At 64.3% G+C, this 25,164-nt stretch carries 20 protein-coding genes; 12 read left to right on the plus strand and 8 right to left on the minus strand.

Features of this window, described 5'->3' with window-relative positions; all coding sequences use genetic code 11:
- Nucleotides 1–33: 33 nt before the first annotated feature.
- The 3 genes from RSE14_RS00610 to RSE14_RS00620 all read right to left on the minus strand — a co-directional run bounded on the left by RSE14_RS00610 (nt 34) and on the right by RSE14_RS00620 (nt 2,171).
- On the minus strand, nt 34–240 hold the full coding sequence (locus tag RSE14_RS00610) for a helix-turn-helix domain-containing protein (RefSeq protein ID WP_324075206.1): 207 nt from the start codon (nt 238–240) through the stop codon (nt 34–36).
- Between the two features lie 96 nt (nt 241–336).
- On the minus strand, nt 337–930 hold the full coding sequence (locus RSE14_RS00615) for a hypothetical protein (protein ID WP_324075208.1): 594 nt from the start codon (nt 928–930) through the stop codon (nt 337–339).
- Nucleotides 927–2,171 carry a tyrosine-type recombinase/integrase gene (locus RSE14_RS00620; protein WP_324075209.1) on the minus strand — a complete coding sequence of 415 codons (1,245 nt, stop codon included), beginning with the start codon at nt 2,169–2,171 and terminating at the stop codon, nt 927–929. The genes RSE14_RS00615 and RSE14_RS00620 overlap by 4 nt, the downstream gene beginning before the upstream one ends.
- Before the next feature lie 1,080 nt (nt 2,172–3,251).
- Between RSE14_RS00620 and RSE14_RS00625 the strand changes: the two genes are divergently transcribed.
- Nucleotides 3,252–5,567: a TonB-dependent receptor gene (locus RSE14_RS00625; RefSeq protein WP_324075211.1), complete on the plus strand. Its 2,316-nt coding sequence runs from the start codon at nt 3,252–3,254 to the stop codon at nt 5,565–5,567.
- Nucleotides 5,567–6,364 (plus strand): SDR family NAD(P)-dependent oxidoreductase, encoded by a 798-nt coding sequence (locus RSE14_RS00630; RefSeq protein ID WP_324075213.1) that lies wholly within the window; start codon nt 5,567–5,569, stop codon nt 6,362–6,364. Before RSE14_RS00625 ends, RSE14_RS00630 begins: the two co-directional genes overlap by 1 nt.
- 13 nt (nt 6,365–6,377) lie before the next feature.
- On the opposite strand, the gene RSE14_RS00635 is transcribed toward RSE14_RS00630, so the two are convergent.
- Genes RSE14_RS00635 through RSE14_RS00645 form a run of 3 tightly spaced genes read right to left on the minus strand, consistent with a single transcriptional unit; the run spans nt 6,378 to nt 9,980 of the window.
- Nucleotides 6,378–7,022, minus strand: coding sequence for a TetR/AcrR family transcriptional regulator (locus tag RSE14_RS00635; RefSeq protein ID WP_324075215.1), 645 nt, complete (start codon nt 7,020–7,022; stop codon nt 6,378–6,380).
- A 43-nt stretch (nt 7,023–7,065) separates the two neighbouring features.
- Entirely contained in the window at nt 7,066–8,157 is a 1,092-nt protein-coding gene (locus RSE14_RS00640; RefSeq protein WP_324075216.1) for a VOC family protein, read from the minus strand.
- The gene (locus RSE14_RS00645; protein WP_324075218.1) at nt 8,157–9,980 is read right to left on the minus strand and encodes a BamB-related PQQ repeat family beta-propellar protein; all 1,824 of its coding nucleotides are present in this window, start codon (nt 9,978–9,980) and stop codon (nt 8,157–8,159) included. Before RSE14_RS00645 ends, RSE14_RS00640 begins: the two co-directional genes overlap by 1 nt.
- Here RSE14_RS00645 and RSE14_RS00650 point away from each other — a divergent pair.
- On the plus strand, nt 9,974–11,038 hold the full coding sequence (locus tag RSE14_RS00650; protein ID WP_324075220.1) for an alpha/beta fold hydrolase: 1,065 nt from the start codon (nt 9,974–9,976) through the stop codon (nt 11,036–11,038). The two genes, RSE14_RS00645 and RSE14_RS00650, sit on opposite strands and share 7 nt — an antisense overlap.
- A 105-nt stretch (nt 11,039–11,143) precedes the next feature.
- On the opposite strand, the gene RSE14_RS00655 is transcribed toward RSE14_RS00650, so the two are convergent.
- Entirely contained in the window at nt 11,144–11,974 is an 831-nt protein-coding gene (locus tag RSE14_RS00655) for a 23S rRNA (adenine(2030)-N(6))-methyltransferase RlmJ (protein WP_324075221.1), read from the minus strand.
- A complete protein-coding gene (locus RSE14_RS00660) occupies nt 11,971–12,519 on the minus strand; it encodes a pseudouridine synthase (RefSeq protein ID WP_324075223.1) in 549 nt (182 codons plus the stop codon). The genes RSE14_RS00655 and RSE14_RS00660 overlap by 4 nt, the downstream gene beginning before the upstream one ends.
- A gap of 305 nt (nt 12,520–12,824) precedes the next feature.
- Between RSE14_RS00660 and RSE14_RS00665 the strand changes: the two genes are divergently transcribed.
- From RSE14_RS00665 to RSE14_RS00705, 9 genes are all read left to right on the plus strand, one after another.
- Entirely contained in the window at nt 12,825–14,459 is a 1,635-nt protein-coding gene (locus tag RSE14_RS00665) for a TldD/PmbA family protein (RefSeq protein ID WP_324075224.1), read from the plus strand.
- 22 nt (nt 14,460–14,481) lie between these two features.
- Nucleotides 14,482–15,804, plus strand: coding sequence for a TldD/PmbA family protein (locus RSE14_RS00670; RefSeq protein ID WP_324075226.1), 1,323 nt, complete (start codon nt 14,482–14,484; stop codon nt 15,802–15,804).
- 28 nt (nt 15,805–15,832) lie between these two features.
- Nucleotides 15,833–16,561: a DUF4159 domain-containing protein gene (locus tag RSE14_RS00675; protein WP_324075228.1), complete on the plus strand. Its 729-nt coding sequence runs from the start codon at nt 15,833–15,835 to the stop codon at nt 16,559–16,561.
- A 13-nt stretch (nt 16,562–16,574) separates the two neighbouring features.
- Nucleotides 16,575–17,582 carry an AAA family ATPase gene (locus tag RSE14_RS00680; protein ID WP_324075229.1) on the plus strand — a complete coding sequence of 336 codons (1,008 nt, stop codon included), beginning with the start codon at nt 16,575–16,577 and terminating at the stop codon, nt 17,580–17,582.
- 3 nt (nt 17,583–17,585) lie between these two features.
- Nucleotides 17,586–18,482 (plus strand): DUF58 domain-containing protein, encoded by an 897-nt coding sequence (locus RSE14_RS00685; protein WP_324075230.1) that lies wholly within the window; start codon nt 17,586–17,588, stop codon nt 18,480–18,482.
- Nucleotides 18,479–19,621 (plus strand): N-terminal double-transmembrane domain-containing protein, encoded by a 1,143-nt coding sequence (locus RSE14_RS00690; protein WP_324075232.1) that lies wholly within the window; start codon nt 18,479–18,481, stop codon nt 19,619–19,621. The genes RSE14_RS00685 and RSE14_RS00690 overlap by 4 nt, the downstream gene beginning before the upstream one ends.
- Complete coding sequence (locus tag RSE14_RS00695; RefSeq protein WP_324075235.1) at nt 19,618–21,738, plus strand: DUF4175 family protein; 2,121 nt, start codon at nt 19,618–19,620, stop codon at nt 21,736–21,738. Before RSE14_RS00690 ends, RSE14_RS00695 begins: the two co-directional genes overlap by 4 nt.
- Nucleotides 21,738–23,561, plus strand: a complete 1,824-nt coding sequence (locus tag RSE14_RS00700) for a carboxypeptidase regulatory-like domain-containing protein (protein WP_324075237.1) — start codon at nt 21,738–21,740, stop codon at nt 23,559–23,561. The genes RSE14_RS00695 and RSE14_RS00700 overlap by 1 nt, the downstream gene beginning before the upstream one ends.
- 200 nt (nt 23,562–23,761) lie before the next feature.
- Nucleotides 23,762–25,099 (plus strand): patatin-like phospholipase family protein, encoded by a 1,338-nt coding sequence (locus RSE14_RS00705; protein WP_324075239.1) that lies wholly within the window; start codon nt 23,762–23,764, stop codon nt 25,097–25,099.
- Nucleotides 25,100–25,164 lie beyond the last annotated feature (65 nt).

Raw genomic sequence — 25,164 nt, forward strand, 5'->3', positions numbered from 1 at the left:
AAAGCCTCGGTTCCCCTTGGGAGCCGGGGTTTTTTACTCTGCGGTGTCGGCGACGACGTCACCGGCGATAAGCGCGCGAAGGTTCTCGGCGGGGACTATGGTTCGCCCGCCTACCCGCGTCACGCGCAGCCGACCTGCGGCGATGTGATTGTAGATGGTGGTTCTGCCCAGACTGGACGCCTGACAGGCCTCGCGGATGCTGTAACCCAGCTTGGGATTGGCATTAGTGAAGGTTTGCATTGGATTGCCTCGTTCTCTGTTGAACGAGTGCGATCATCTGGGACGGAAATTCGGCGGGCAATTTCGGCCGCAATTGCGCCAGCTTTTCTGGCGGAACTAGTGCGCCTTCGGTTTTGGACCGCGCTTTCGGTCAGGAGTTTTATCTCGAATTCTATCCCGGGTAATCCGATTGTTCGGATGGGCTTCACGACAAAGCTGCAGTAGCTGGGTTTGCGATATTCTTTCGACATCGGGGCCGAGATCTTGGAACCATTTTTCGAGTTTGGCCGGTGACAGTGCCGGATTTTCTTCCTGCAATCCTTGGCGCCGCTTAATCTTCAAGCTGGCAATGCATCTTGTCAGGTCGTCCGCTGAAAATTTAACGAAATGGGCCGTGTGTTGATAGGGCGGCGGGCCTTCAACGTAGCGCCTTAAGCCAGTCTCGTTGACCATCACGCTGAAAGTACCGTTGTCCCAGTCGTTTGCTCTGAAGCAATCAAGCGGGGTTCTGTCATCGGTAACTGGAGTTCCGCGCCAGAACATTGTTGGCAGATCAACATTCTTTTCTGCCTCCCGCCAATCTCGCTCCCAAGTCGCCGCGTGAGACCGCAGCAACCCATTAGAGGCCCACGCGACAAGGACGTCAGGACCCTTTCCGATCGCCTTTTTGAGCCTGTCTCGGGCTAGATTGGCGGGAACCCAGTCGCTCATGCCACACCTCGGATCATCTTCACGTTGTCACCAGCCACGGCACCGCCCGTGGCGCAATATGCAGCCCACTCGTCCATGAGCCGCCGCCGCTTCTCGAACAGATCGCCGCGCCTATAGGCCCGCTCCACGGCGTTGCTGATGGTATGCGCCAACGCCATCTCGGAGACCTCGTGCGAATAGCCGGTGCATTCCGCTGCCCAATCTCGGAACGCGGATCGGAACCCGTGAACCGTAACGTCCTGCTTCATGCGGCGAAGCAGCATCGCCATGGCCATGCTGGACAGCTTGGAACGTTGCGTGCCGGGGAACAGGTATCTCCCGCCCAGCTGCTTCGTTTCCTCCAGTATCGCCACCGCGCGCGGGGCCAGCGGGACACGGTGCTCCTTGCCCGCCTTCATCCGCTCGGCTGGCACCGTCCAAACCGCCTTCGCCAGATCGATCTCGCACCATTCGGCGGCGATGACCTCGCCCGTGCGCGCCGCGGTGAGAATGACAAACTCCAGCGCCAATGCCGCAACCGCCTTGCGCTCTTGGAGCTGCTTCAGGAAGGCGGGTATCGCATCATACGGCATCGCCTTGTGATGGCCCCGCGATAGCTTTGTGCGGGCGGGGAGGATTTGCGCCAAATGTCCGCGCCAGCGAGCGGGGTTTTCGCCTTGCCGATAGCCCCGCGCCTTGGCGCTATCGAGCACGGTTTCAATCCGGCCCCGCAACCGGCTGGCGGTCTCGGGGACCTCGCGCCAGATCGGCTCCAGCACCTTGAGCACGTGCGGGGTATCTACTTCGGCCACAGGCAGATCGCCTATCACCGGATAGGCATAGGTCTTGAGGGAGTTTTCCCATTGCTGCTTGTGCTTGGCATTACGCCAGCTTTCCTTATTCGCGGCGATATGGGTTTCTGCCATCGCCTTGAAGGTAATTCCGGCGACCTTCGCCGCCTGCTCTGCCGCCTTGGCCTCGACCTCGGAGCGTTGCCGTTCCTCCAGCGGATCAATGCCCGACTTGACCTTGAGGCGAAGCGCAGTCGCCAGATCGCGGGCATCGGCAAGCGAGATGCCGCCGGGACCAGCCGCACCCAGACCAATGTCGCGCGACTTGCCCTTGAGCATGAACCGATAAACCCAAGAGCGCGCGCCTGTATCTTTCACAAGCAAGTGCAGTCCACTGCCGTCGGCGTGTCGCCCAGGCTTCGCATTCTTCACCGTCATTACCGTCAGTGCATTGTGAAGCTTACGCGGCATTTGCCCTCCTATCGGGGAGCGCATCCGCATAACGAAACAATTGTCCGCCAAAGCCATCGTTCCCACAAAAGCTCCCTGATGATAGCGTGATTTTATGGGAACGCAATGGGACGCATTCGGACGGGTAATAACAAAATCTCCGCTAGAATGCCAAATTTACAAGGGCCTTGCGATTGTAATGGGATGCGTCTGGATTATAGTTTGTAGGACACCCTCTCCGCCAAGCATTTTGTTGCTAATTTAAGTTCGTAAGATGCTAATAATAGCATGATAATTACGAAACTTAGCGCTCTGGATCTTGTATAAACTCATCAAGCTGAAATAAGCTTGTTCGGCCCATTTATGTAGACGCTGATTGGGGGCACATCTGGGGGCGGGAATTGGCAGATTTGGGGGCACAGCAGCGAAACACGGTGGAAGCTCGCAACAGCCCGAAACTTGCGATCCAATTGCCCCCTGTGGGTTCGAATCCGAACGGTTCCGTCGCTAATGCGGGATCCACATCCGGCGTGTCCTGCTTCTCCAAGCATCGGTGCCAAAGCTCTGAAAATCAGAATTTAAGCTTGATCGGTGACGTTTTCGACGCTGATTTATGTGTGGTATTTGATGCCGCACGCATCGTGTGAAAGCAAACATGCCAGCCAGCCGCTTTGAATTACCGTGTTTGGGACGAAACGGCCGTTCCCCAAGATGTTTCAGATGTCTGGTTTTGATAGAAGCCGACAATCAGCGTTCGTCCGACCGTCCCATTTCATCGCAAGCGAACGAGACGAATGCTGGGTCGCCGGTCTTGCGTTCCGCTTTGCGCAAGGCGAGCTCGTTTGGCTCGGCAATGCCAGTCTGGTCGAGTCGAGCCTCAGCGATTGATGAGAGAACGTTGCGCAGTCCTCGCAGGCCACTTGCGGTGGGCCATGTGGCGCGCTCCATCAGCGGGGAAGGGTTGCGGACGATAATGACGAATGATGCCGCAAAACCCGATATTGGCTTGGGAAATGCACGCATATGCACTCGTATTGGCGTTTATATTGACGGTTAGTCCATTAAGTGTCATCTCCCTCCCATAACGAGGGGAGGATACCAATGAAAAAGCTGTTCCCGGCCATCTCGGCCCTGCCGCTTGCTGCGCTGTGCAGCCAACCTGTGTTCGCACAGGAGGCTGACGAAGCCACTGAGCAAAGCGAAAACGTCATCATCGTGACCGCGCAGCTGCGCGAGGAAAACGTGCAGGAAGTGCCCATCGCGATCACAGCCCTGACTGGCGAGAACATCCGCAATGCCCGTATCGAAGACGCGCTGGACCTTCAGTTCAACGCACCGAACGTCATCCTTTCAGCCAACCGCAACCTCACGATCCGCGGGGTCGGGTCGCAGTCCTTCGGTGGTTCCAGCGACACCAACATCGGCGTCCTCATCAACGGCGTATTCCTGCAGCAGGGCAGCACATTTGGTGAATTCTTCGACCTTGAACGGGTCGAAGTGCTGCGCGGCCCGCAGGGCACCCTGTTCGGTCGTAACACCACCGGCGGCCTGATCAATTTCGTCACCCGCAAGCCGACAGATGCCTTCGAAGGCTATGTGAGCGCGCAGGTCGAGAACTTTGACGGGCGTCGCATCGAAGGCGCCGTGAACGTGCCGGTCACCGACGGCTTCGGCTTGCGGTTTGCCGGGCACTATCTCAAGCGCGACGGCTATACCCGCAACCTCGAGGATGGCTCGCGCATCGACGGCCGTGACCAGTTCACTCTGCGCGGCAGCGCACGGCTCGACACCGGCTCCGGCACGACGGTCGACTTCGTGGTCACGTACTTCGAAGAAGACAGCAACCGCGCCAACGCGGTGAAGACGCTGTGCACACCCGATCCGACTTTGGGCTGCTCGCCTGACTCGGTCACCAATGATTTCCCCGCCGTCAACTTCCCGATCGACCGCTTTCTGATTCCCGGGGTTGTGCGAGCCGATACGTTCAGCTCCAATCCGGCTGATCTGCGTGAAGTGCGGATCGATGTTCTGCCCGAACAGAGGGCCAAGGACCTGCTCGCCACCTTCGAGATCAACCAGGACATCGGTGACTGGCTGCGCCTCACTTCGGTCACCGGCTTTCGGGACGGCAGCAATAATTCCGTCCGGGACTTCGATCAGGGCACGCGGCCCAATGCTTTCAATCCCAGCGCGATTTCGCCCGCAAATGGCGCGGGCAATGGTGTCCTGACTTACCTGCTTGGTCCGGGTCAGGTGATTTCGTCGCCCGATTGGCGTTCAGCCCAGTATGGTTCGGGAGAGCGCGATCAGGTCAGCCAAGAACTGCGCCTTGCATCAGACTTGTCAGGGCCGTTCAACTTCCTGCTAGGCGGATATTATCTGAAGGCCAACAGCGCAGGCGATGTCATCACCTATATGCCCGCCAACCGGACCGCCGGCTTTGTCGCGGCGGGCGTGACTACCGATGCCAGCGTTACCTCGCACGCGGTGTTCGGTGAGGTTTACATCGATATCACGCCTGAACTGAGCGTGCTCGGCGGCATCCGCTACACCAAGGATGACAAGTCTATCCGCACCGCCAGCGGCACCTTCGCGCTGGGGCCGTTCTTTGAAGGCGAAGCTTCATTCGATGCTTGGACCGGACGTGGCAGCGTGACATGGCAGCCGACGCCAGACAATAATCTCTATCTGACCTTCTCGCGCGGGTTCAAATCGGGGGGGTTCAATCCGGGCAACGTCGGCACGCCGACGTTCGATTCCGAATTCATCAACTCGTGGGAACTCGGTTCGAAGAACACGCTGCTTGACTCCAAGCTGACCCTCAACGGGGCTCTGTTCCAATACGATTACAGCAATCTGATCGTCGGCAACATCGTTGGCACCCTTGCCACTAACGTCAACATTCCCGAAACCCGCGTGCGAGGCTTCGAGCTCGAGACGGTCTTCACGCCGCTTGAAGGGCTGCAACTGGAAGGGGCGCTGGGCCTGCTCAAGACCGATATCCGCAGCGATTTCCGGTCATCCGATCCGTCGCGCGGGGGGGCGTTCTTCCAGATCCAAGGCAACGAATTGCCCAACGCGCCGAGCCGCACCCTCAAGCTGGCGGCGGAATACAACATTCCGGTTGCGGGAAGCTGGTCGCTAAAACCGCGTGTCGATTACTATTCGCAGACCGGCTTCTGGGCGCGGGAATTCAATGTCGCGGCGGACCGTGTCGGCAGCTGGGAACAGCTCGACCTTCAGTTGCAGGTTGCCAATGACGAACGTGATCTGGCGCTGATCTTCTTTGTGAAGAACGTCCAGAACAACGACGACATCACGTTCCTCGAAGTCAACTCCAACCTCGTCGGCAGCTTCCGCAGCGCCTTCCTGCTCGATCCGCGGGTGTATGGCGTTAACGTGCGGATGGGCTTCTGATGGGCACATCCGCCAACAGCACGGCCGGCGCCATGCCATCTCTGTTCGATCTGACCGGACATGTCGCACTTGTGACCGGGGGTAATGGGGGTCTAGGCATCGGCATGGCGCGAGGGCTCGCGAGCGCCGGGGCCAGCGTTGCGATCTGGGGGCGAAATGCCGAGCGCAACCGGGCGGCGAGCGAGGCGCTGAAGGCCAATGGGGCAGACGTGGCAGACTTCGCCTGCGACGTTACCGACCCGGAACAGATCTCAGCAGCGATGGAATTGACGATCGCTCGCTTTGGCCGGCTTGATAGCTGTTTTGCCAATGCCGGCGGGTCGGGCGTGCGAAAGCCTTTTACCCAACTCTCTCCCGGAGACTGGCAAAGCACGCTCGACCTCAACGTCAACAGCGTGGTCTACACCTTTCAAGCGGCGACCCGGCAGTTCATCGCACAAGGGAGCGGCGGAAGTCTCGTCGTCACCTCGTCGGTCGCGGCGCTGCTGGGAGTGCCGGGTGGCGGCTATTCCGCCACAAAGGCTGCCGTGTCGGGCCTGGTGCGCTCGCTCGCGGTGGAGCTGGCCCCTGCCGGTATTCGCGCCAATGCGATCCTGCCGGGGTTCATTGCAACCGAAATGAGCCTTAACACACCCAAAGCGTTCCAGGATGCATGCTTGCGGCGGACCCCCTCGGGCAAGCTCGGCACTGTCGACGATATGGCCGGGGCTGCGGTGTTTCTGGCTGGCCCGGCGAGCCAGTATATGACCGGTCATTCGCTGGTGATCGACGGGGGACAGTCGATCTTCCCGATGTAGGCCGCGGCGATGGCTAACCTGCTGGCCGGCCATCCCACAGCGGTTTGCGGCGCGCGGCAAAATCGGTCTTGAGCGACGTCACCGATCCCAAAATCATGGAAACGGTGATGTCCTCAAGCTGCTGCCGGTCCATCCCGGTGCGCAGCAGGTAGGCTCCAGCCGAAGCCGGAAGGCCGAAGCTGATGTCGGTCGCCGCCCGGGCAACGTCGGGCGGCAGGTCGAAATGGCGCTCGATGATAGCGGCGAGAAATTCGACCGCCGTGTCCCGGCCATATTCGGTCGGATCGTGAAAATCGCTGATCGAGGGTTCCTGCTGGAGCCGCTCGATGATCAGCCCTCGCTCCTCGATATAGGTGAGGTAGACGTGGGTGGTAGCGCGCACCATGCCCTCGAATGTCTCTGCGCCATTGACCGCCTCGCTCTGGAGCCGTCGCAGCCTCTTCAGTTCACGTTCGAGCAGCTCGCTCAGTAACATCTGGAGGTTGGGGAAGTAGTTGTAGACCAGCGATTTGCTCACCCCCGCCGCGCGCCCTATGGCCTCCATCGAGAGTTCGGCGATCCCCTCGCGCGCAATCATGTCGGCCGCGTGATCAAGGATCAGCGAACGCCGCTCCTCCGGGGCGAGCCGGGTCCTGCGCTTGGTGGCGACAATAGTCATGGGCCAAGCCTAGCAGACTGGCGGCACCAATCCAGATGGCAACTCACTGCGGCGCCCGGTCCTTCAACCACAGCATGTCGTCAATCGAACGCGCCGCACCGGCGCCGATGTTCTGCTGGAAAGCGATGAGATTGCCTTCCGGGTCGCGGGCATAGCGCACCCGCCAGCCGCCCAGCTCGAATGTCTTGCCGGCAAAGCGCACGCCCTCGCCCTCCAGCCGCTCGAGCGTGGCGGCAAGATCGTTGGTCTCGAAGACGATGGCATTGTAACCGATCGCGTCGATCATCTGCGCGGCTGTGCCCTTCGGCGTGCGCGGTTCGATGTAATGCCAGAACTCCAGCTCGAAATTGCCGACGTCGAACCAGCTCGCAGCGGCAACAATGCCGTCGATATCGGCAATCTCGTCGAAGGTCTGGCGCCGGGTCGGCGGCAGCTCGCGGCGGGGGCCATGGCCGAGGACCTTGGAGTAGAACGCCACCATCTGCTCCTTGTCGCCGGTGACATTGCCGATATGCGTTGCCCAGGCAGGAAAGCGCATCCGCTTGGTTCCAAGCTCGCCATGCGCAGCAATCACCTCGGGCGTCAGCTGCTCCATCTCGATCATGATGCCGTCAGGATCGAAGCCATAGGCATAGGTCACCCCGTATCCGCCCAGATCGACAGGCCCGTCTCCGCGCGACAGCATGGCGAGGCCATTGGCCTTGAACACGTCGTATTTCGGCGCAGTCGAAGGCGACTGGAAGCAGATATGGGTATAGCCCGGCCCGATCACCGGGCGGCGATCGGGCGCGGCCTTGGCAGCAGGATCGATATCGATCAGCTGCAGGAAGACGGTGGGCGTGCGCACCAGCGCAATCTCGATCTTGCCTTGGCGCTTGTTCAAGACGTCTGCTGGAAAAACATCAGCATCGACCATCCGCCGCTCGACCAGTTCGTAAGGCACAGACCGGCTGTAGAAGGCGAGCGTGTCGTCGATGTCGCTGACAGTGATGCTGATGTGATGAACGCCCTTGATCGGCCCTGCAATAACCGGGACAGGTGCGGCTGCCGCAGCAGCCGGCGCAGCCGTGTCTCTGGTCGCTGCGCAGCTTGCAAGCAATCCGCAGGCCAGTGCGGTCAAAACAGGTCGCATCATCACTTGGCTCCCTTGAGGCGATAGACGAGCAGCACATTGCCCGCGATCTCGCCGAACTTGTCGTATCCCGAGTTCACGATCACCATGTCCCCTGCCACCACCGGGCCTTGGCCGTCGATCGTGCCGCCCTTGGCCTCAACCCCGTTGATTGTCGCAAAGGCGCGGTTGGTGTCTGTCTTCCACAGCACTGCGCCATCCTTGGCGGCGAAGGCGACCAACCGCCCGTCATGCCCTCCACCGAACACCACCCCGGGGATCAGTGTGACCGGAGCGGATAGTGCGGTGATGCAGGCAAAGGAGAATTCCGGACAGCGAAGCTTTTCGATCCGCGACCACAGCGGGCGGCCCGTTGCGACGTCGAATGCATGGATGCCGGGGCGCGGGTCGCCCTTGGCGAAACGGCTGCCGGGCGTGTCGGCAATCGGCACGAACAGCGTTGCGCCATCGCTTGCCATGCCCCAGTGGATGCCGCCGTTGAACCCGCCGCGCCCGACCCGCTGGCGCCACAACACGCTTCCCCGGTCCGGATCAATCGCGAAGATCTCACCGGATTTCTGTCCGGCGAGCAGGATATCGCGAGCGCCCGCTTTCACCAGCATCGGGGGCGCGCCGAAATCGAAGTCGGGTCCATCCTGGGCCGGGCAATTGGCGCTTTGCTTTGTACCGCAAGCCGCATTCCACGCGTCTCCGGCGGTGGCCTGCATCACCCACTTGCGCCGGCCGGTGGCAAGTTCGATCGCGATGATCGCATCGCTTTGGTCATTGGCGGGGGAGGAGTAGTTTTCGCCCGTGCCGACATACAACAGCCCGCGCGCCGGATCGACTGTGGGGGTGCCCCAAACCGGCGCGCCGCTCGGCGCGGTCTCGCCGCCCTTGTGCCTGACGGGCTTGTCGACCGAATACCAACGCCACACCCGGCTGCCATCCGACGCATCGAGCGCCGTCACACCGCCGCGGAACGTGCAGCACTCGTAATCCTCATTGAAGGCGCTGAGAACTTCGGTCGAGGACATCGGCACGAATAACCGACCGCCATGCAGTGCGAGGCTGCCCGTGATCGTGCCGTCAGGATGGTCGCGCACCGTTGTGGTCCAGCGCAGCTTGCCGGTTTCGGCATCGACCGCATAAACACGCGCGTCAAAGTCCCCGAAATACAGCGTCGGGCCAGCGGCGGCATCGACGTCGAGGACGGGCGCATTGCGCACTTCGGCCTTGGCATCGAACGTCCACCAGATGCACCCCGTCATCCGGTCGAGCGCATAGACCCGGCCCGATTGGCTGCCGGTGAACACTGCCTGCTCGGTTACCGCAGGTTGTGAACGGGCACGCTGCGCTTCGGGAAAGCCGAAGGCCCAGGCAAGTTCCAGTCGTCCGACATTGGCGGGCGTGATCGCAGTCTGGCGCTGGTAACGCGCGTTGGACAGGCCGTTGCCCCAGCGGTTCCAGAGCGGCGCGCCAGACACCGCGAGGCGACCCTCGCAGCGTTTTCCCGCCACCACCTGCGGCGGGGCATCAGTCCCCAGATGATCCGCGAGGATCGCGATTTCATAGGGATTGAGCGCAGAGCCCTGCGCCTTCATCACCCCGGTCGTGAGAGCCTGTTTGATATAGGCCGCACTGCGTTTTTCGATGGCTGCCCGGACAGGGGCGCCGCCCGTGGCATTGTCATGACAGCTGCTGCAATGGGTGAGATAAAGGCTTTCGCCGAGCTCGGCCTGCCCGCTGAGTGAGGATGCGGCATCGGGATTGGTTTCGCTTTCCGACGGCGCGCAGCCGACGATCAGGAGACTTGCAGCCAAAGCCCCTGCAAACCTTAGTGACATTAAGCTCTCCCTCTGTTATTGACGAATATTGCAATAAAAAGGGGGTGTCAATGCGGATCATTGAGCTGGCGCGGCGCTTGATTGCTGCCTTGGTCGCCGGACTGTCAACGGTGGCGGCTGCCGCAGATCCCGCAGTCATTCATGCCAACCGCGTCGGCAGCCGCCCCTATACCGAAGGTTTCATCGGCAAGGGCGATGACCGCATTCACTATGTCTCTACGGGTGAGGGCCCGCCCGTGATACTCGTCCACGGCTTTCCCAGCTTCTGGTATGCATGGTTTGACCAGATGGAGGCCTTCGGCGCGTGCCGGAGAATGATCGCCATCGATGCGCCAGGAGCAGGCCTTTCGGGCCGTCCGGCGCGCGATGCTGACTACCGGGTGGCACGCATCGCGCGGCAGCTTGACCGCACGATTGCGGCGCTGGCACCGGGTCAGAAAGTCACGCTGGTGGGCCATGACTGGGGCGGCGCGCTGGCGTGGTCCTATGCACTGTGGAAACCGCAGCGGCTCGATCGGCTCGCCGTATTCAGCGCGCCGCCTTATGACCTGTTTCTCGAAATGCTGGCTGACGACCAGGCGCAGCGTGCCGCCTCGGTTTACGTCCCGCGCCTACAGGCGCTCAACCGTGAGAGCATTGAGCGGCTGAAAGTACCGTCAACCCTGTTCGAAACCGCCTATGGCCGCGCAATCTCGGAAGGTGTATTGACCGCCGAGGAAGGCGAGTTGTTCCGCGGCGCGCTGTCCGACCCGGCAGCGATCGACGCCGGTGTTGCTTGGTACCGCGCCAATATCCCGCCCTTTGATGCCATAAGTCCCCGCGGCGGGTGGCCCAGGCGCGCCGGCACCATAACCATGCCGGTGCTGTTGATCGAGGGAAGCGAGGACAAGACTTTTGCTCCCACCCTCGCCAAGCGGGCCCGCGCTAAGGCAGAAAACCTCACCACAGCAATGCTCCCGGGCGTGGGCCACTGGACCCCTTTCGAGGACCCGCAGGCTGCCAACGCCCTGCTCGGCGCGTTCCTTGGCTTGCCGGACGGGCGCTGTCCGGGGAGTTAATCAGGCGTTGAATGCACGGTGACCGGCGGCTTCTGTCAGAACCGGACGTTCGCCCTGGCGATCGTGAACGACCGCCTCTGGGTCGAGATCTGCCGAAGCTGTGCCCTATTTGCTCACCCAATCGGCTGTAATCTCGCCCCGATGCCCCTCGGGCGCCAGCGCGGCGCGCAGGGCTTCAAGCCTTGGTGGGAGAGCTTGCGTGAAGGCGTAAGGCGGGTTGATGATGAAGAGGCCCGCTCCGTTATAGATGCCGGGCTGATCGGCATCGTAGAGCCAATGCTCCACGCTCAGGAATTTCGGGATGCCGAGCCTGGCGAGCTTCCGCTTCCAGTCTTCATGCACTGAGCGGTCTTTCAGCGGATACCAGATCACCGTAACCCCATGCGCCCATTTGCGGTGAGCAGCGGCGAGGGTGGCTGTGATCCGGGCGCGTTCGTCCGTCTGCTCGTAGGGCGGGTCGACCAACACCACACCGCGCGGACTTCGGGTCGGCAGTAGCGCCAGCCAAAGCTCGTAGGCGTCGCGCTCGTGAATGGCGGCAGGCATGCCGCGCATCGCGCCGCGCAGGAAGCGGGCATCCTCGGGATGTTTTTCGTTGAGGATCAAGCCATCCTGCTCTCGCAGCAATTGCGCGAGAATGTGTGGGCTTCCGGGGTAGAGCTGCGGCTCCGCAGCGTCATTCACCGCCCGCACTGCAGCGCGGTAGTCATCAAGCAAGGGGCTCGCATCGGCAAAGGCGCGCAGCACGCCCGCGTTCGCCTCTCCGGTGCGCCGGGCTTCATCGCCGCTAAGGTCATACAGTCCACAGCCGGCATGGGTATCGATCAGTGTCAGCGCGGAAGGCTTTTCTTGCAGGGCCCCCACCAGCGCGATCAGCAGGCAGTGCTTCACGACATCGGCGCTGTTGCCGGCATGGAAGGAATGACGATAATTCATGCAGTTATTTCCGTAAACGCGCCGGGCGCAATTCCGGCGACAGTCCATTCGCCGATCGACCAGCGCACCAGCCGCAAGGTGGGCAAGCCCACCGCCGCTGTCATGCGGCGCACCTGCCGGTTGCGGCCTTCCCGGATGGTTATTTGCAGCCAGCTATCGGGAACGGACTTGCGCATGCGGATCGGCGGATTGCGCGGCCACAGGTCCGGCGCATCGATGCGGACGACTTCGGCCGGCAGGGTCACTCCGTCCTTCAGCCGGACGCCCCGCCGCAAAGGCTCCAGTTCAGCGTCCTGCGGATCGCCTTCGACCTGCACAAGATAGGTCTTGGGCAGCTTGAAACGCGGATCGGCAATGCGCGCCTGCAGCCGCCCGTCATCGGTCAAAAGCAGCAGGCCCTCACTGTCCCGGTCGAGCCGTCCGGCGGGATAGACGCCCTTGACCGCAATGAAATCCGACAAGGTCGCGCGTGTGGTGGGCGATCCCCGGTCGGTGAATTGCGAGAGCACCTCGAAGGGTTTGTTGAACAGCAGCAGCCGGGCCATGTCGCGGTCATATCGTTCGATTGGCGTGATGTCTTCAGGTCTCGGACCTCTGCCTGCGCATAGCTATGACCTGTTCGTCGATAACATCGGGCACTTCGTCGTCTGCCCGGCCCAGCCTCCCGATCCTGTTGCTAGCCCTTCGGAATCGGGACGACATCATTGGCCGTGCCGGGATTGCGGGTAACGCTCTTCGGGCGGTTTGACTGTCCTGCATCCGGTCGGCAGTCATGTTCCCCGCTACACAGCACTTGCCCGGCAGCCTTCGGATCAGCCGAAGGGCTGGCCGGCCGCTTGGGGAGTTTCACGTGGACAGACGCGATTTTCTGGCGCTCAGCACCTTCTTTACCGGAGCCGCGCTTTCGCCCTCCATCTTCGGCAAGGCGATTGCCGCCAGCCAGCTTCAGGACGCGATCGATATCGCGGTGAAGAAGCGGCTGGCCGATGCGGCCCTGTCCGCAGCGACGGCGGCGGGGGCGAGCTACTGCGACGTGCGCGTCGGGCGCTATCTGCGCCAGTTCGTCATTACCCGCGAACGCAACGTCCAGAACATCGTCAACACGGAAAGCACCGGCACCGGGGTGCGCGTGATTGCCGACGGATCGTGGGGCTTTGCCGCCACCAATGAACTGACAGAGGACGCAGTCGCCGCCGCTGCCCGCCAGGCGACCGCGATTGCCAAGGCCAATGCCCGCACGCTCGCCCAGCCGGTTCAGCTCGCCCCGACCAAGGGGGTGGGCGAAGTCAGCTGGCGTACGCCGATCAAGAAGAATGCGATGGACGTGCCGATCGCCGACAAAGTCGGCCTGCTGATGGGCGTCAACGAAGCCGCGCTTGGCGCCGGCGCGAGCTTCGTCAATTCGCTGCTGTTCCTCGTCAACGAGCAGAAGTACTTCGCCTCGACCGACGGGTCCTATATCGATCAGGACGTGCACCGCATCTGGGCGCCCTTCACCGTCACGGCGGTCGACAAGACCACCGGCAAGTTCCGCTCGCGCGAGGGGCTCTCGGCGCCGATGGGGCTGGGCTATGAATACATGGACGGGCGCCCCGAGGACAAGTTCGTCCTGTCGAACGGGCTCACCACTTACGGCAATTCCTACGACATGAAGGAAGATGCCATCGCTGCGGCCAATGATGCGCAGGCAAAGCTCAAGGCGCCTTCGGTGAAGCCGGGCAAGTATGATCTGGTGCTCGATCCCAACCACCTCGGCCTGACGATCCACGAAAGCGTCGGCCACCCGCTCGAGCTCGACCGCGTGCTCGGCTACGAGGCCAACTACGCCGGCACCAGCTTTGCCACGATCGATAAGCGCGATGCGGGCTTCAAGTATGGCAGCGAGATCGTGAACCTGTTCGCCGACAAGACCCAGGTCGGCTCGCTCGGCGCGGTCGGCTATGACGATGAAGGCGTGAAGACCAAGCGCTGGGATCTGATCAAGGACGGCATTCTGGTCGATTACCAGACCATCCGCGATCAGGCCCATATCCTCGGCAAGGACGCCTCGGATGGCTGCTGCTATGCCGATAGCTGGTCGAACGTGCAGTTCCAGCGCATGGCCAATGTCAGCCTCGCGCCCGGCAAGACCAAGCTGAGCCCGGACGACATGATCGCAGGGATCGAGAACGGCATCTACATTGCCGGCCGCGGCTCCTTCTCGATCGATCAGCAGCGCTACAATGCGCAGTTCGGCGGGACAGTGTTCTACGAGATCAAGAACGGCAAGCTTGGCCCCATGATCGAGGATGTCGCCTACCAGATGCGCACCCCCGAATTCTGGGGCGCGTGTTCGGCGATCTGCGACGAGAGCGATTACCGCATGTTCGGCTCGTTCTTCGACGGCAAGGGCCAGCCGAGCCAGGTCTCGGCTGTGAGCCACGGCTCGTCCACCACCCGTTTCGACGGCATCAACGTCATCAACACTGCCCGGTCGCTGGGCTGAGCCAGGCGCAGGAGAAGAACACATGAGCATTCTTACAGAAGCGCAGGCCAAGGCCATCCTCGACAAGGTGATCGCCTTCTCGACCGCTGACGAAATCAGTGCACAGCTGGGCGGCGGCATTCGCGGCAACGTCCGCTTTGCGCGCAACGACATCTCCACCTCGGGCATTGTCGATGACATCGAGCTTGGCGTGCAGGTCGCTTTCGGCAAGCGCGTGGGCACGGCGACGATCAACCAGTTCGACGATGCCTCGCTCGAACGCGTGGTGCGCCGGGCCGAGGATCTCGCCAAGCTGGCGCCTGAAAACCCGGAATACATGCCCAACGTGGGCAAGCAGACTTACAGCGCAACCGAGACCTACAGCGAGTCCACGGCCGCGCTGACTGCCGAAGCGCGCGCCAAGATCGCCGAGGCTTCGATCAAGCCCTGCCGCGAACGCGGACTGGTGGCTGCGGGCTTCCTTGAAGATGGCACCACCTTCTTCGCTCACGCCAATTCCAACGGCAATTTCGGCTACCAGAAGTCGACCGTGGCCGACTACACCTGCACGGTGCGGACCGAGGACGGTCGCGGATCGGGCTGGGTTGCCAGCAACGTTCAGGGCGTGGCCGATCTCGATGCGGGCAGCGATGTCCAGATCGCGATGCGAAAGGCCGCAGCCTCGGTCGATGCCCAGGCGCTCGAACCGGGCAAGTATACCGTCATCCTCGAACCGGCGGCGGCCTCGGGGCTCATCAGTTTCATGATGAACTTCTTCGACGCGCGCTCGGCCGATGAAGGGCGCAGCTTCCTGTCGAAGCAGGGCGGTGGCAACAAGATCGGCGAGCAGATCATGGATCCGCGGGTCAACATCTACACCGATCCCTCGCACCCGGTCGTGCCGGCCATGCCGTGGGACGGCGATGGCCTCCCGCGGGAGCGCACCAAGATCATCGATGGCGGCAAGGTCGCGAACCTTCAGTATTCGCGCTTCTGGGCGAACAAGCAGGGCCGGCCGGAGACCGCGGGATGGGGCAACACGATCATGGAAGGCGGCACCAAGTCGACTTCGGAACTGATCGCGGGCACCGAACGCGGGATCCTTGTCACCCGCACCTGGTATATCCGCATGGTCGATCCTCAGACCGTGCTGCTCACCGGCCTTACCCGCGATGGCACCTTCTACATCGAGAACGGGCAGCTGAAGTATCCGATCAAGAACTTCCGCTTCAACGAAAGCCCGGTGATCATGCTCAACAACATCGAGGAACTCGGCCGTTCGGTGCGGGTTGAGGATGGCAGCATGATGGTTCCGGCGATGAAGCTGCGGGACTTCACCTTCACCTCGCTGTCGGACGCCGTCTGACGCTAACCGGAAAGCAGGCGCGGGAACCGTGAGCAGAACAGCCATGACCCGCGCCGGCTTTCTCCGGCTGGCCGCCTCCGGCATCGCCGGCGCTGTGGCAAGCGCGGCTGCTGCGCAGCGTCCGGGCGGGGCGGCGACGGGTGGTTATGATTTCTGGTTCACCCGGCTCAAATACAATTCGGGCGACTGGGATGTGGACCAGCGCATGCCCGCCAATCTCATCACGTCGCTGATCGACTACACCAGCCTCAGGGTTGATCCCAAGGAGCACGTGGTGGCGCTCGGCGATCCGCAGATGCTGGGCGCCTCGTTCTGCTATCTCGCCGGGCACAAGGCGGTGGAGTTTTCCGCCACCGAACGCCGCAATTTCGAACGCTATGTGAGGAATGGCGGGTTTGTTTTCGTCGATGACTGCAACCACGACATCGATGGGCTCTTCGCCAAGTCCTTCGAGGCGCAGATGGCGGGCATTTTCGGCGCGGATGCGATGAAGAAGCTGCCCAATGATCACCCGCTCTATTCGAGCTTCTTCAAGTTCAAGGGCCCGCCCGCGACCAGCTTCGAGCTCAACGGCTGGGGCGATGACCTGATCCATGATTACCTCAAGGGTATCACCATCAACGGACGTCTGGGCGTGCTCTACAGCAACAAGGACTATGGCTGCGAGTGGGACTACGACTGGCGCAACAAGCGCTTCCTCGCGGAGGACAACACCCGTTTCGGGGTGAACATCATCATGTACGCACTCAGCAATTGAAGGGTTCAGGACAGTGGCACAGCAGGTGGCGGCGGATGGGCTGCAGATCGAACAGCGGCTCGCCCTTCTCGGCAAGCTGAAGCAGGCGGTCGCCACAGCGATTGTCGGGCAGGAAGATGTGGTCGAGCAATTGCTGATCGGGCTGCTTGCTGGCGGGCATTGCCTGCTCGAAGGCGTGCCGGGGCTGGGCAAGACTTTGCTGGTGCGCACGCTGGGCGAGGCGCTGGAGCTCGATTTCCGGCGCGTGCAGTTCACCCCCGATCTCATGCCCAGCGACATTCTCGGCACCGAACTGCTGGAGGAGGATCACGGCACCGGGCACCGCTCGTTCCGCTTCCAGAAGGGGCCGGTGTTCACCAATCTCCTGCTCGCCGACGAATTGAACCGCACCCCGCCCAAGACCCAGGCCGCACTGCTCGAGGCGATGCAGGAAAAGACTGTCAGCTACGCTGGACAGACCTACCAGCTGCCCAAGCCCTTCTTCGTGCTGGCGACGCAGAACCCGCTCGAACAGGCCGGGACCTATCCGCTGCCCGAAGCCCAGCTTGACCGCTTCCTGCTGCTGGTGCGCGTCGGCTATCCGACCGCAGACGAGGAGCGCGACATTCTCGCCCGCACCACCGGCAGCGCGGGCGAGGCGGTGCCGCGGGTGATGGGGGCGGCGGATGTGCTGGCGCTGCAATCCTATGTGCGCGAGGTCCATCTCAGCGATGATCTGCTCGGTTGGATCACCACACTGGTGCGCGCGACCCGTCCGGGCGATGCGGCTGCACCGCCCGAGGTGGGTAGCTATGTGCGCTGGGGCGCAGGCCCGCGTGCGGGGCAGGCGCTGGTGCTGTGTGCCAAGGCGCGGGCGCTGCTCAAGGGCCGCTTTGCCGCCACGCGCGAGGATATAGCCGCGCTTGCCGCCCCGGTGCTGCGTCACCGCCTGCTGCTGTCCTTCGCCGCCGAGGCCGAGGGCAAGAGCACCGATGATGTGGTCGCCGCGCTGCTGGCCCATCTGCCGCCGCCATCGGCCTGATCCGTGGCGAGCCAGCCGCTCACTATCCCGCCAGAGATCCGCAGCCGCCTGAAGCGTCTGCGCCTGCGCACGCGCAGCGATCTGGGGGAGCGCGGCTTCGGCATGCATCCCAGCCGCAACAAGGGCTCCGGGATCGAGTTCGCCCAATACCGTGCCTATGAACCGGGTGACGAACCGCGCCGGATCGACTGGAAGCTGTTCGCCCGCTCAGACAAGTTCTTCGTGCGCGAGGCGGAGGAGGAAAGTCCGGTTTCGGTGTGGATCCTGATCGATGCCAGCGCGTCGATGGGGCAGGCTGACCGGGCGCGGCCCGATCACACGCGGCTCGATGCGGCGAAACTGCTGGCGCTGTGCATTGCCGAACTGGCGCAGATGCAGGGTGACCGGTTCGGCTGGGTCAGTTTGGGCGAGGATGCGCTCGGCCTTGCCGAGCCGCGCGGTGGGCGGGCGCAGATCGATCGCCTGCAGCTCGACTTCGGCAGACTTCAGCCCGGCGGCAGCTTCCCCGATGCGGCCGTTCTGGCTCCGCTGTGGGAACGGATCGGCGCGCATGATCTGGTGCTGTTTCTCAGCGACTGTTTCGACGAACGCGGCATCGCGCTGATCGAGCGGCTGGCCAAGGCCGGGCGCGAGGTGCTCTGCGTGCAGATGCTGACGACAGAGGAGCGCGATTTCCCCTTCGATGGCGGCTACCGTTTCCGCGATCAGGAAAGCGGCGAGGCGCTGATCGGCGATGGTGCAGCGCTGCGTGCAAGCTTCCTCACCCGCTTCGCAGCCGCCCGCGCGGCGCTGGGCGAGCGGCTCGATGCTGCGGGAATCCGCCACTGTGCCTATGTGCTGGACGAGCGGATCGACCGGCCCTTGCAGGTGTTCTTCGGGCGCGGAGCTGACGCGCCGTGACCCCGTTGTTGCTCGCCCCGCTCGGCCTTGTGGCGCTGGCTGCGCTGATCGGCCCGCTGCTCATCCACCTGCGTCGCCGCACCGAGGAGATACCGCTCGATTTCGCGGCGCTGCGCTGGCTCGATCCGCGCCCCCGGCCGCGCCAGCGCTTGCAGTTCGACGAGTGGCTGCTGCTCGCCCTGCGCCTGCTGCTGGTCGCGCTGCTCGCACTTCTGCTGGCGCGGCCGGCGGTGCTGGGATGGGAGGATGACGGCGCCCGGGTGCTCGCCGCGCCCGGCCTTGATCCTGCCGCAGCGCGCAAGGCGGCCGGGGCCGATGCCGATATCCGCTGGATCGCGCCGGGTTTCCCGCCCGTCGAAAACGCGTCGCCCAAGCGGTCGCAGGCGATAGCGAGCCTGATCCGCCAATTCGATGCCGAATTGCCCGAGGGCGCGGGGCTGATGATCCTTGTCCCTGCGGTGTTCGATGGGGCCGATGCCGCGCCCTTGCGGCTCACCCGCAAGGCGGAATGGCGCGTGATTGACGCACCTGCTGCCGAGACCAGGGCCGAACCCGTGGCTAACCCCGCGATGGCTGTGCGCCATGCGGCTGCGCAGGCTGGGCAATTGCGCTTTCTGCGCGCCGCCGCCGAGGCATGGGGAGGCGCGCTGCGGTTCGAGGCGAAGAGCGATGACAGCCTGCCGCCGCCCGACACCGTGCTTGTCTGGCTCACCCCGGGTCCGCTCCCGCCAGCGGTGACGCGCTGGGTGGAAGATGGCGGCACGGCCCTGCTCGGCCATAGCGCCGAGGTGGCCATGCCGGCAGCGAGCGCGCCCCTTTGGCAGGGCGAGGGCGGGGTGGTGCTGGTCGAAGGCGGGCCCTTGGGGGCCGGGCGGATCATGCGCTTTGCCCAGCCGCTGGAACCGGCGGCCATGCCCGATCTGCTCGCCCCGGGCTTTGCCACCGCCTTGCGCGATCTGGTCTTGCCCCCTGCGCCGCCACCCGCGCGGGTCAAGGCCCAGGACTATGCCCCCAAGGCCGGCACCGCGCCCTTTGCACTCCCCCCGCGTGAGCTTTCCTCATGGCTCGGCGTGCTGATCGCGGCGGTGTTTCTGGCCGAACGCCTGCTTGCCGCGCGCCGCCGCAGGTTTGCCGCATGAGCCGGATGATCCGCTTCGAGGACTGGCTCGCCCCCGCGCGCCGCCGCGCCATGGCCGATGTGCTGCTGTTGGGCAGCCCGGCCGTGCTGGTGCTCGCCGTTATCGGCTGGGTGCTGGGCGGCTGGGCGGGCGGAGCAGGGATGCTCTTGCTGGGCGGGACAGGGCTGGGCGCTGCGGCCTGGCACCGCGCCCGGGCGCTTGACCGCGACTGGCTGGTGCGCCGTCTCAATGCCCGCGAGCCGCAGCTTGAGGACAGCGCGGATCTTGTGTTTGGCGAGGGCGATCTCGCTCCCTTCCAGCGCATTCAGGCCGAACGCATGGCCGGACGCATCGCAGCCATCGATCCGGCGAGCCTTGCCCAAGGCTGGTCGCGGGGCCGCATCATCGTAAGCTGGATCATCGGCACGCTGGCCCTCGTGGGCGTGCTCCTGTGGCAGGCCCAGCGTTCCGCTCCGCCGCCGCTGGCCGAGGTGGCCGCAGACCCAGCCAGCTTACCTAGCGAACCGCGCCTTGTCGGCCAGCGCGTGCGGATCATCCCGCCTGCCTATACCGGCCTGCCTGCCCGCGATGCCGACAGCCTCGAGATCCGTGCGCCCGCCGGTTCGCGGATCGAATGGCGTTTCGGCTTTGCGCCGCAGCCCACGGTGGCCGCGTTGCAACTGGTCGGTGGGCAGCGCGTGGCGCTGGCGCGCGATGGCGAGGCTTGGACGGGCGGGCTCAGGCTCGACGTGCCTTCGCTCTACCGCCTCACCGCCGCAGGCATGCGTGCAGCCCAGCCGACCCACCGGCTCGAACCCATCGCCGACGAGCCACCGCAGGTGCGCGCCATCGAGCCTGCCTCGGGCCTTGTCGAGATGCGCCCCGGGCAGAGGAGCTGGCGCATCGTCTTCGAGGCGAGCGATGACTATGCCGTCGATCCGCTTGCCCGTCTGACTCTCACGACTGCCATCGGCGAGGGCGAGAATGTTCGCTTTTCTGAGCGGAGCCAGACGGTGCGCGGCACAGCCGTGGGCGGGGGCGATCCGCGTCGCCGGTGCTTCGTGATCGATCTTCCGCTCGGCCCCTATGGTCTCCAGCCCGGCAGCGATCTGGTGGCGCAGCTGACCATTGCCGACACCCGCGCGCCGGAGCCGCAGGTGGTGCGCGGTCCGGGTGTGATCCTGCGCTATCCCGCCAAGCGCGCGGTCGAGGCCGAGGGTCTTGATCTGATGGCCAAGCAGCAGATGCCCGCCTATTTCCGCAGCCAGCGGCAGGTGATCATCGACACCGAGGCCCTGATCAAGCAGCGCCGCAACCTCAGTGCCGATGAATTCATGCTGCGCTCGGACACCATCGGGGTCGATCAGCGCCTGCTTCGCCTGCGCTATGGCCAGTTCGTGGGGATGGAGGCCGAGGAGACCCCCAAGCCGCCGCTGCCGACCTCCGACAAGGATACCCCGCCCGAGCCGGAGCATTACGATGGCGATGGCCATGATCACGGCTCGGCGCCCGAAAGCCCCGTGTTCGGTTCGCTCGGCGATGTCACCGCCGAATATGGCCACACCCACGACGAGAGCGAAGCGGCGACCTTGCTCGATCCCGGCACGCGCGCGCTCCTGAAGGCGGCATTGGACGCAATGTGGGAGGCGGAATTGAACCTGCGCTCGGGCCGTCCCGAGGCGGCGCTGCCGTTCGAGAACATCGCGCTCGAGAACATCAAGAAGGTGCAGCAGGCGACCCGCATCTATCTGCCGCGGATCGGATCGCAGCAGCCGCCGATCGACCTCGCGCGGCGGCTGACCGGCAAGCGCGAAGGGATCGTCGGCAAGGGCGCGCAGCTGGTGCCTTTCGCGATTGCCGACGCGGTTCCGGCGACGGCATGGCGCGCGCTGGCGCAGCCGGGGGCGATCGATCTTGCCGGGCTTGAGAGCTGGGTGCGCAGCAATTCCACGCGCCTCAGTGATCCGCTCGCCGTGCTGGCCGCGATCGACGCGCTGCGCAGTAAGCCCGGCTCGCAGGCCCTGCGCGAGGCTCTGCGCGGACATTTGTGGAGCGTGCTTACGCGCCCGCCCACGCAGGTGCGCCGCCGCCATGATGGCGGAGACATCGGCCGCCGCTACACCAGAGGTCTGCGCTGATGCCGGGGCCGGAGATGCTCGCCAGCGCGCTGATCGCGGTCGCGGCTGTGTCGGCTGCGGTGCGTTTTGCGCTGTTGCGGCGCGGCTGGCAGGGCTGGCTTGCGGCCGGGCTTTCGCTGGCGAGCGGGCTGCTTTTGTGGCTGACATTGTTCCCGCCCATGCTTCCGGTTGGCGGTGAGACGCTGCTGGTCGCGACCGCCGAAACGCCTGCCGATACGCGCGCAGGGGCGGGAGAGCGGCTCGTCGCGCTGCCCGAAGCGCCCGCGATTGCCGGGGCCGAGCGCGTCCCCGATCTCGCCACGGCGCTGCGCCGCCACGGGCAGGTGCAAACGATCCGCATCCTTGGCCGCGGCTTGCCGCCGCGCGATCGCGACACGGCGGCGGGCGTGCCGGTCCAGTTCCGCCCGCTGCCAGACCTGCGCGGGCTGGTGCGCCTCGATCCTCCGGCGGACACGCCTGCGGGCGCGGTGTTTGCGCTGGGCGGCGAAGCGGCGGGTCTGGCGGGAGGGATGGCAGAACTGCTCGATCCAGCCGGACGCCGCGTTGATGTGCGGGTGATCGGGGAGGAGGGCAGCTTCACGCTTGGCGCGGTCGCCCGGGCGCCGGGTCTCGCCCGCTTTACCCTGCGACTGCGCGGGGCTGACAAGGCGATTGTTTCCGATACGCCCGTGCCGCTGCGCACGCTGGAGCAGCCGCCGGTGCGCGTGGCATTGATCGGCGCGCCTTCGCCCGAAGCCAAATATCTGCGCCGCTGGGCCGAGGATGCGGGGATCGACCTGTCCAGCCGGCTCGATGCGGGCGGCGGCGTGTCGCTGGGCGAGGGTGTGCGGCTCGATACGGCGGCCTTGCGCGAGCTCGATGTGGTGATCATCGATGATGCGGCGCTCGCCAGCCTTGGCGGCGGCGGACGGGCAGTGCTGGCCGAGGCGTTAGCGGGCGGGCTCGGCGTGGTGATCCGCATGGCAGCTCCCGCGAGCGGTGCGACGCGCCAGTCGTGGCGCGGGCTTGGGCTCGCGGTGGAGGGCGGGAGCGCCATCGAACCGGTCGCGCTGCCCCCGCTCGCGCCCGATGCCGAGACGTTGGCCCTGCGGCGCGGTCCGGGCAGCGCCGATCAGCCCGAGGGCCTCAACACCTTTGACGATCCTGTCCCCGATCTCGGCCGCTGGGATGTGCGCGGCGGCGTTGATCTGGTGGCCGCGGTGTCTGATGCCGACGGAGCGCTGATCGCGGGCTGGCAGCAGCGCGGGCAGGGGCGGGTGATGCTGTGGACCGTCCCCAATTCCTACGCGCTGGTGCTCGGGGGCGAGGGGGATCGCTATGCCCAGTGGTGGAGCCAGGCGTTGAGCGCGGTGGCCCGGCCCGAAGGCGGCTTCCGTCCCGAAGTGCCGCCGCTACCGCGCACGGGCGAGCGTATGGCGGTATGCGGCCTGTCCAGCCCGGCGCAGGTGTCGGCACCGAACGGGACGCGCCATGATCTGGTGGTTGATCCGGCGGCGGGCGCAAGGGGCTGCGCGGCGCTATGGCCTGCCGAGCCGGGGGTGCATGTCATCACCACCCCTGCGCGCGGGCAGGCGCCGGCGCAGAGTTTTGCATTGCTCGTGTTGCCGCGCGCGGCGCTGGCCGGCATCGCGGCGCGCGAAACCGGCGCGGAAACCTTGCGCTGGGCGATGGCGCAGACGCGTCCCGCAGCGAGCGACCGTCCCGAGCAGCGCGGTGCGGCATGGCCGTTCTTCCTCGGCTGGTTGCTGGCAAGCGGCGCGTTGTGGCTGATCGAGCGGCGGCTTCGCGCTAGGGGTTCGAGCTTTCCCCAAGCTGGAGGCTGACAAGCGCAGCCGTTTTTCCTAACAGCGCAGCAAGGCCATGTCTGAAGGGGGAAAAGGCTTTGTACAAAACGGGTTGCGGGCTGTCTGCCCTCGCGCTGCTTTCGACGACATTGGCCGGCTGTGCGATCACGCCGAAGCACAATTTGGCCCCGCGCCCCGCGCCGACCGGGTGCCATGAGATCATCACCTCGGGCGCGTGCGTGCCCCTGCCTCCCAGCAACATCCGCCAGCCTGCCGCAGTGGTCGCGCCCGACGACGGACCGCCGGAAGAAAGCGTGTCCGAGAGCCTCGCCGAGAGCAATCCGATCGAGACGATGCTGACCGAGATGCTGTCGCAGCCCTTGAAGACGCTCGAGACCGAAGCCAATGCCGAGGGCAAGCCGGATGTGAGCCAATCGGTGCTGGTGCTTTCGGGCGGCAGCCAGCAGGGTGCTTTCGGAGCCGGGTTCCTCAAGGGCTGGGCCGATCACCCTGCGCGCGGCGGCACCTTGCCGCGCTTCCGGCTGGTGACCGGGATCAGCACCGGATCGCTGCAAGCGACCTTCGCCTTTCTCGGTCGCACCGATGTGCCCTTGCGCGAATACCGGATATCGGACGAGGCCCAATTGCTGAAGCCGCTGGTGAAGGGCCGGCTTGATCAGAAGCCGCTTTCGGCGGGGCGCAGCCTTGCGACCAAGGGCACGCTCGCCCGCCTCACCCCGCTGCGCGAACGGCTCAATGCGCTGATCACGCCCGACATCATGAAGGCCGTGGCCGACGAGGCGCTCGCGGGGCGCCAGCTGCTGGTCGGCGCGGTCGAGATGGGGACGGGCGAATTGTCGATCTTCAAACTGACCGAGGCGGCCAAGCTCCACGAAGCGCGCAAGAAGACCGATCCGGCGGGCGCCGAGCAGATGCGCCAATGCTATATCGAGGCGCTGCTCGCGTCGTCGTCTGTGCCGATGCAGGCCGATCCGGTTTTCATCGACAACCGCCTCTATATCGATGGCGGTGCGCGGTTCGGGGTGCTGGTCGATTTTACCGCCAAGTCCTACGAAGCCGCGATCGCCAAGACCCAGCAGCAGCAGCGCGAGCCGAATACCCCGCGCAACCTGTTCCTGATCGTCAATGCCACGCTCGAAGTGCCGCGCTTCTGCGGGCTCGAGCGCTGTCCGGTGGATGACGAGGGCAAGCCAATCGAGCCCGGGATCGATGATCCCCACCCCAAATGGAACTTCGCCGAACTCGCCCAGCGCACCGTCAGCGTGATGACCAATCAGGCCTATCGCAGCTCGGTGTTCATGGCCGACAAGGAATTTCGCGACAAAGGCTTCAAGACCCGCTTCCTGCGGCTCGATCCGGCGCATCTGAATTTCACGTCTGCGATCACCTTTGACGGGGTGAAGCAGGAGCCGAGGACATGCTGGCAATGGCGGCTGGAGGATGAGCGGATCGACAAGCCGATGGAGTTCTTCCCGCGCTACATGCACTGCCTTGCCGAATTCGGCCTTGCGCAGGAGGAAAGGATTGCTGCCTTCGCCAAGGCCGAGCCGCGCTGAGACGATAGCGCCGTGCAACAAAAAACGGGCGGGACAGCGTGTTGCTGCCCCGCCCGCCTTTTTAT

It is taken from the genome of Erythrobacter sp. (assembly GCF_035194505.1).
In the GTDB taxonomy this organism is placed as follows: domain Bacteria; phylum Pseudomonadota; class Alphaproteobacteria; order Sphingomonadales; family Sphingomonadaceae; genus Erythrobacter.

Coding starts and splice junctions, on each gene's coding strand:
- RSE14_RS00670 (WP_324075226.1), top strand. CDS start 14,482: ATGAGCATTCTTACAGAAGCGCAGGCCAAGGCCATCCTCGACAAGGTG.
- RSE14_RS00700 (WP_324075237.1), top strand. CDS start 21,738: ATGCCGGGGCCGGAGATGCTCGCCAGCGCGCTGATCGCGGTCGCGGCT.
- RSE14_RS00645 (WP_324075218.1), bottom strand. CDS start 9,980: ATGTCACTAAGGTTTGCAGGGGCTTTGGCTGCAAGTCTCCTGATCGTC.
- RSE14_RS00695 (WP_324075235.1), top strand. CDS start 19,618: ATGAGCCGGATGATCCGCTTCGAGGACTGGCTCGCCCCCGCGCGCCGC.
- RSE14_RS00615 (WP_324075208.1), bottom strand. CDS start 930: ATGAGCGACTGGGTTCCCGCCAATCTAGCCCGAGACAGGCTCAAAAAG.
- RSE14_RS00640 (WP_324075216.1), bottom strand. CDS start 8,157: ATGATGCGACCTGTTTTGACCGCACTGGCCTGCGGATTGCTTGCAAGC.
- RSE14_RS00620 (WP_324075209.1), bottom strand. CDS start 2,171: ATGCCGCGTAAGCTTCACAATGCACTGACGGTAATGACGGTGAAGAAT.
- RSE14_RS00655 (WP_324075221.1), bottom strand. CDS start 11,974: ATGAATTATCGTCATTCCTTCCATGCCGGCAACAGCGCCGATGTCGTG.
- RSE14_RS00635 (WP_324075215.1), bottom strand. CDS start 7,022: ATGACTATTGTCGCCACCAAGCGCAGGACCCGGCTCGCCCCGGAGGAG.
- RSE14_RS00660 (WP_324075223.1), bottom strand. CDS start 12,519: ATGGCCCGGCTGCTGCTGTTCAACAAACCCTTCGAGGTGCTCTCGCAA.
- RSE14_RS00610 (WP_324075206.1), bottom strand. CDS start 240: ATGCAAACCTTCACTAATGCCAATCCCAAGCTGGGTTACAGCATCCGC.
- RSE14_RS00625 (WP_324075211.1), top strand. CDS start 3,252: ATGAAAAAGCTGTTCCCGGCCATCTCGGCCCTGCCGCTTGCTGCGCTG.
- RSE14_RS00630 (WP_324075213.1), top strand. CDS start 5,567: ATGGGCACATCCGCCAACAGCACGGCCGGCGCCATGCCATCTCTGTTC.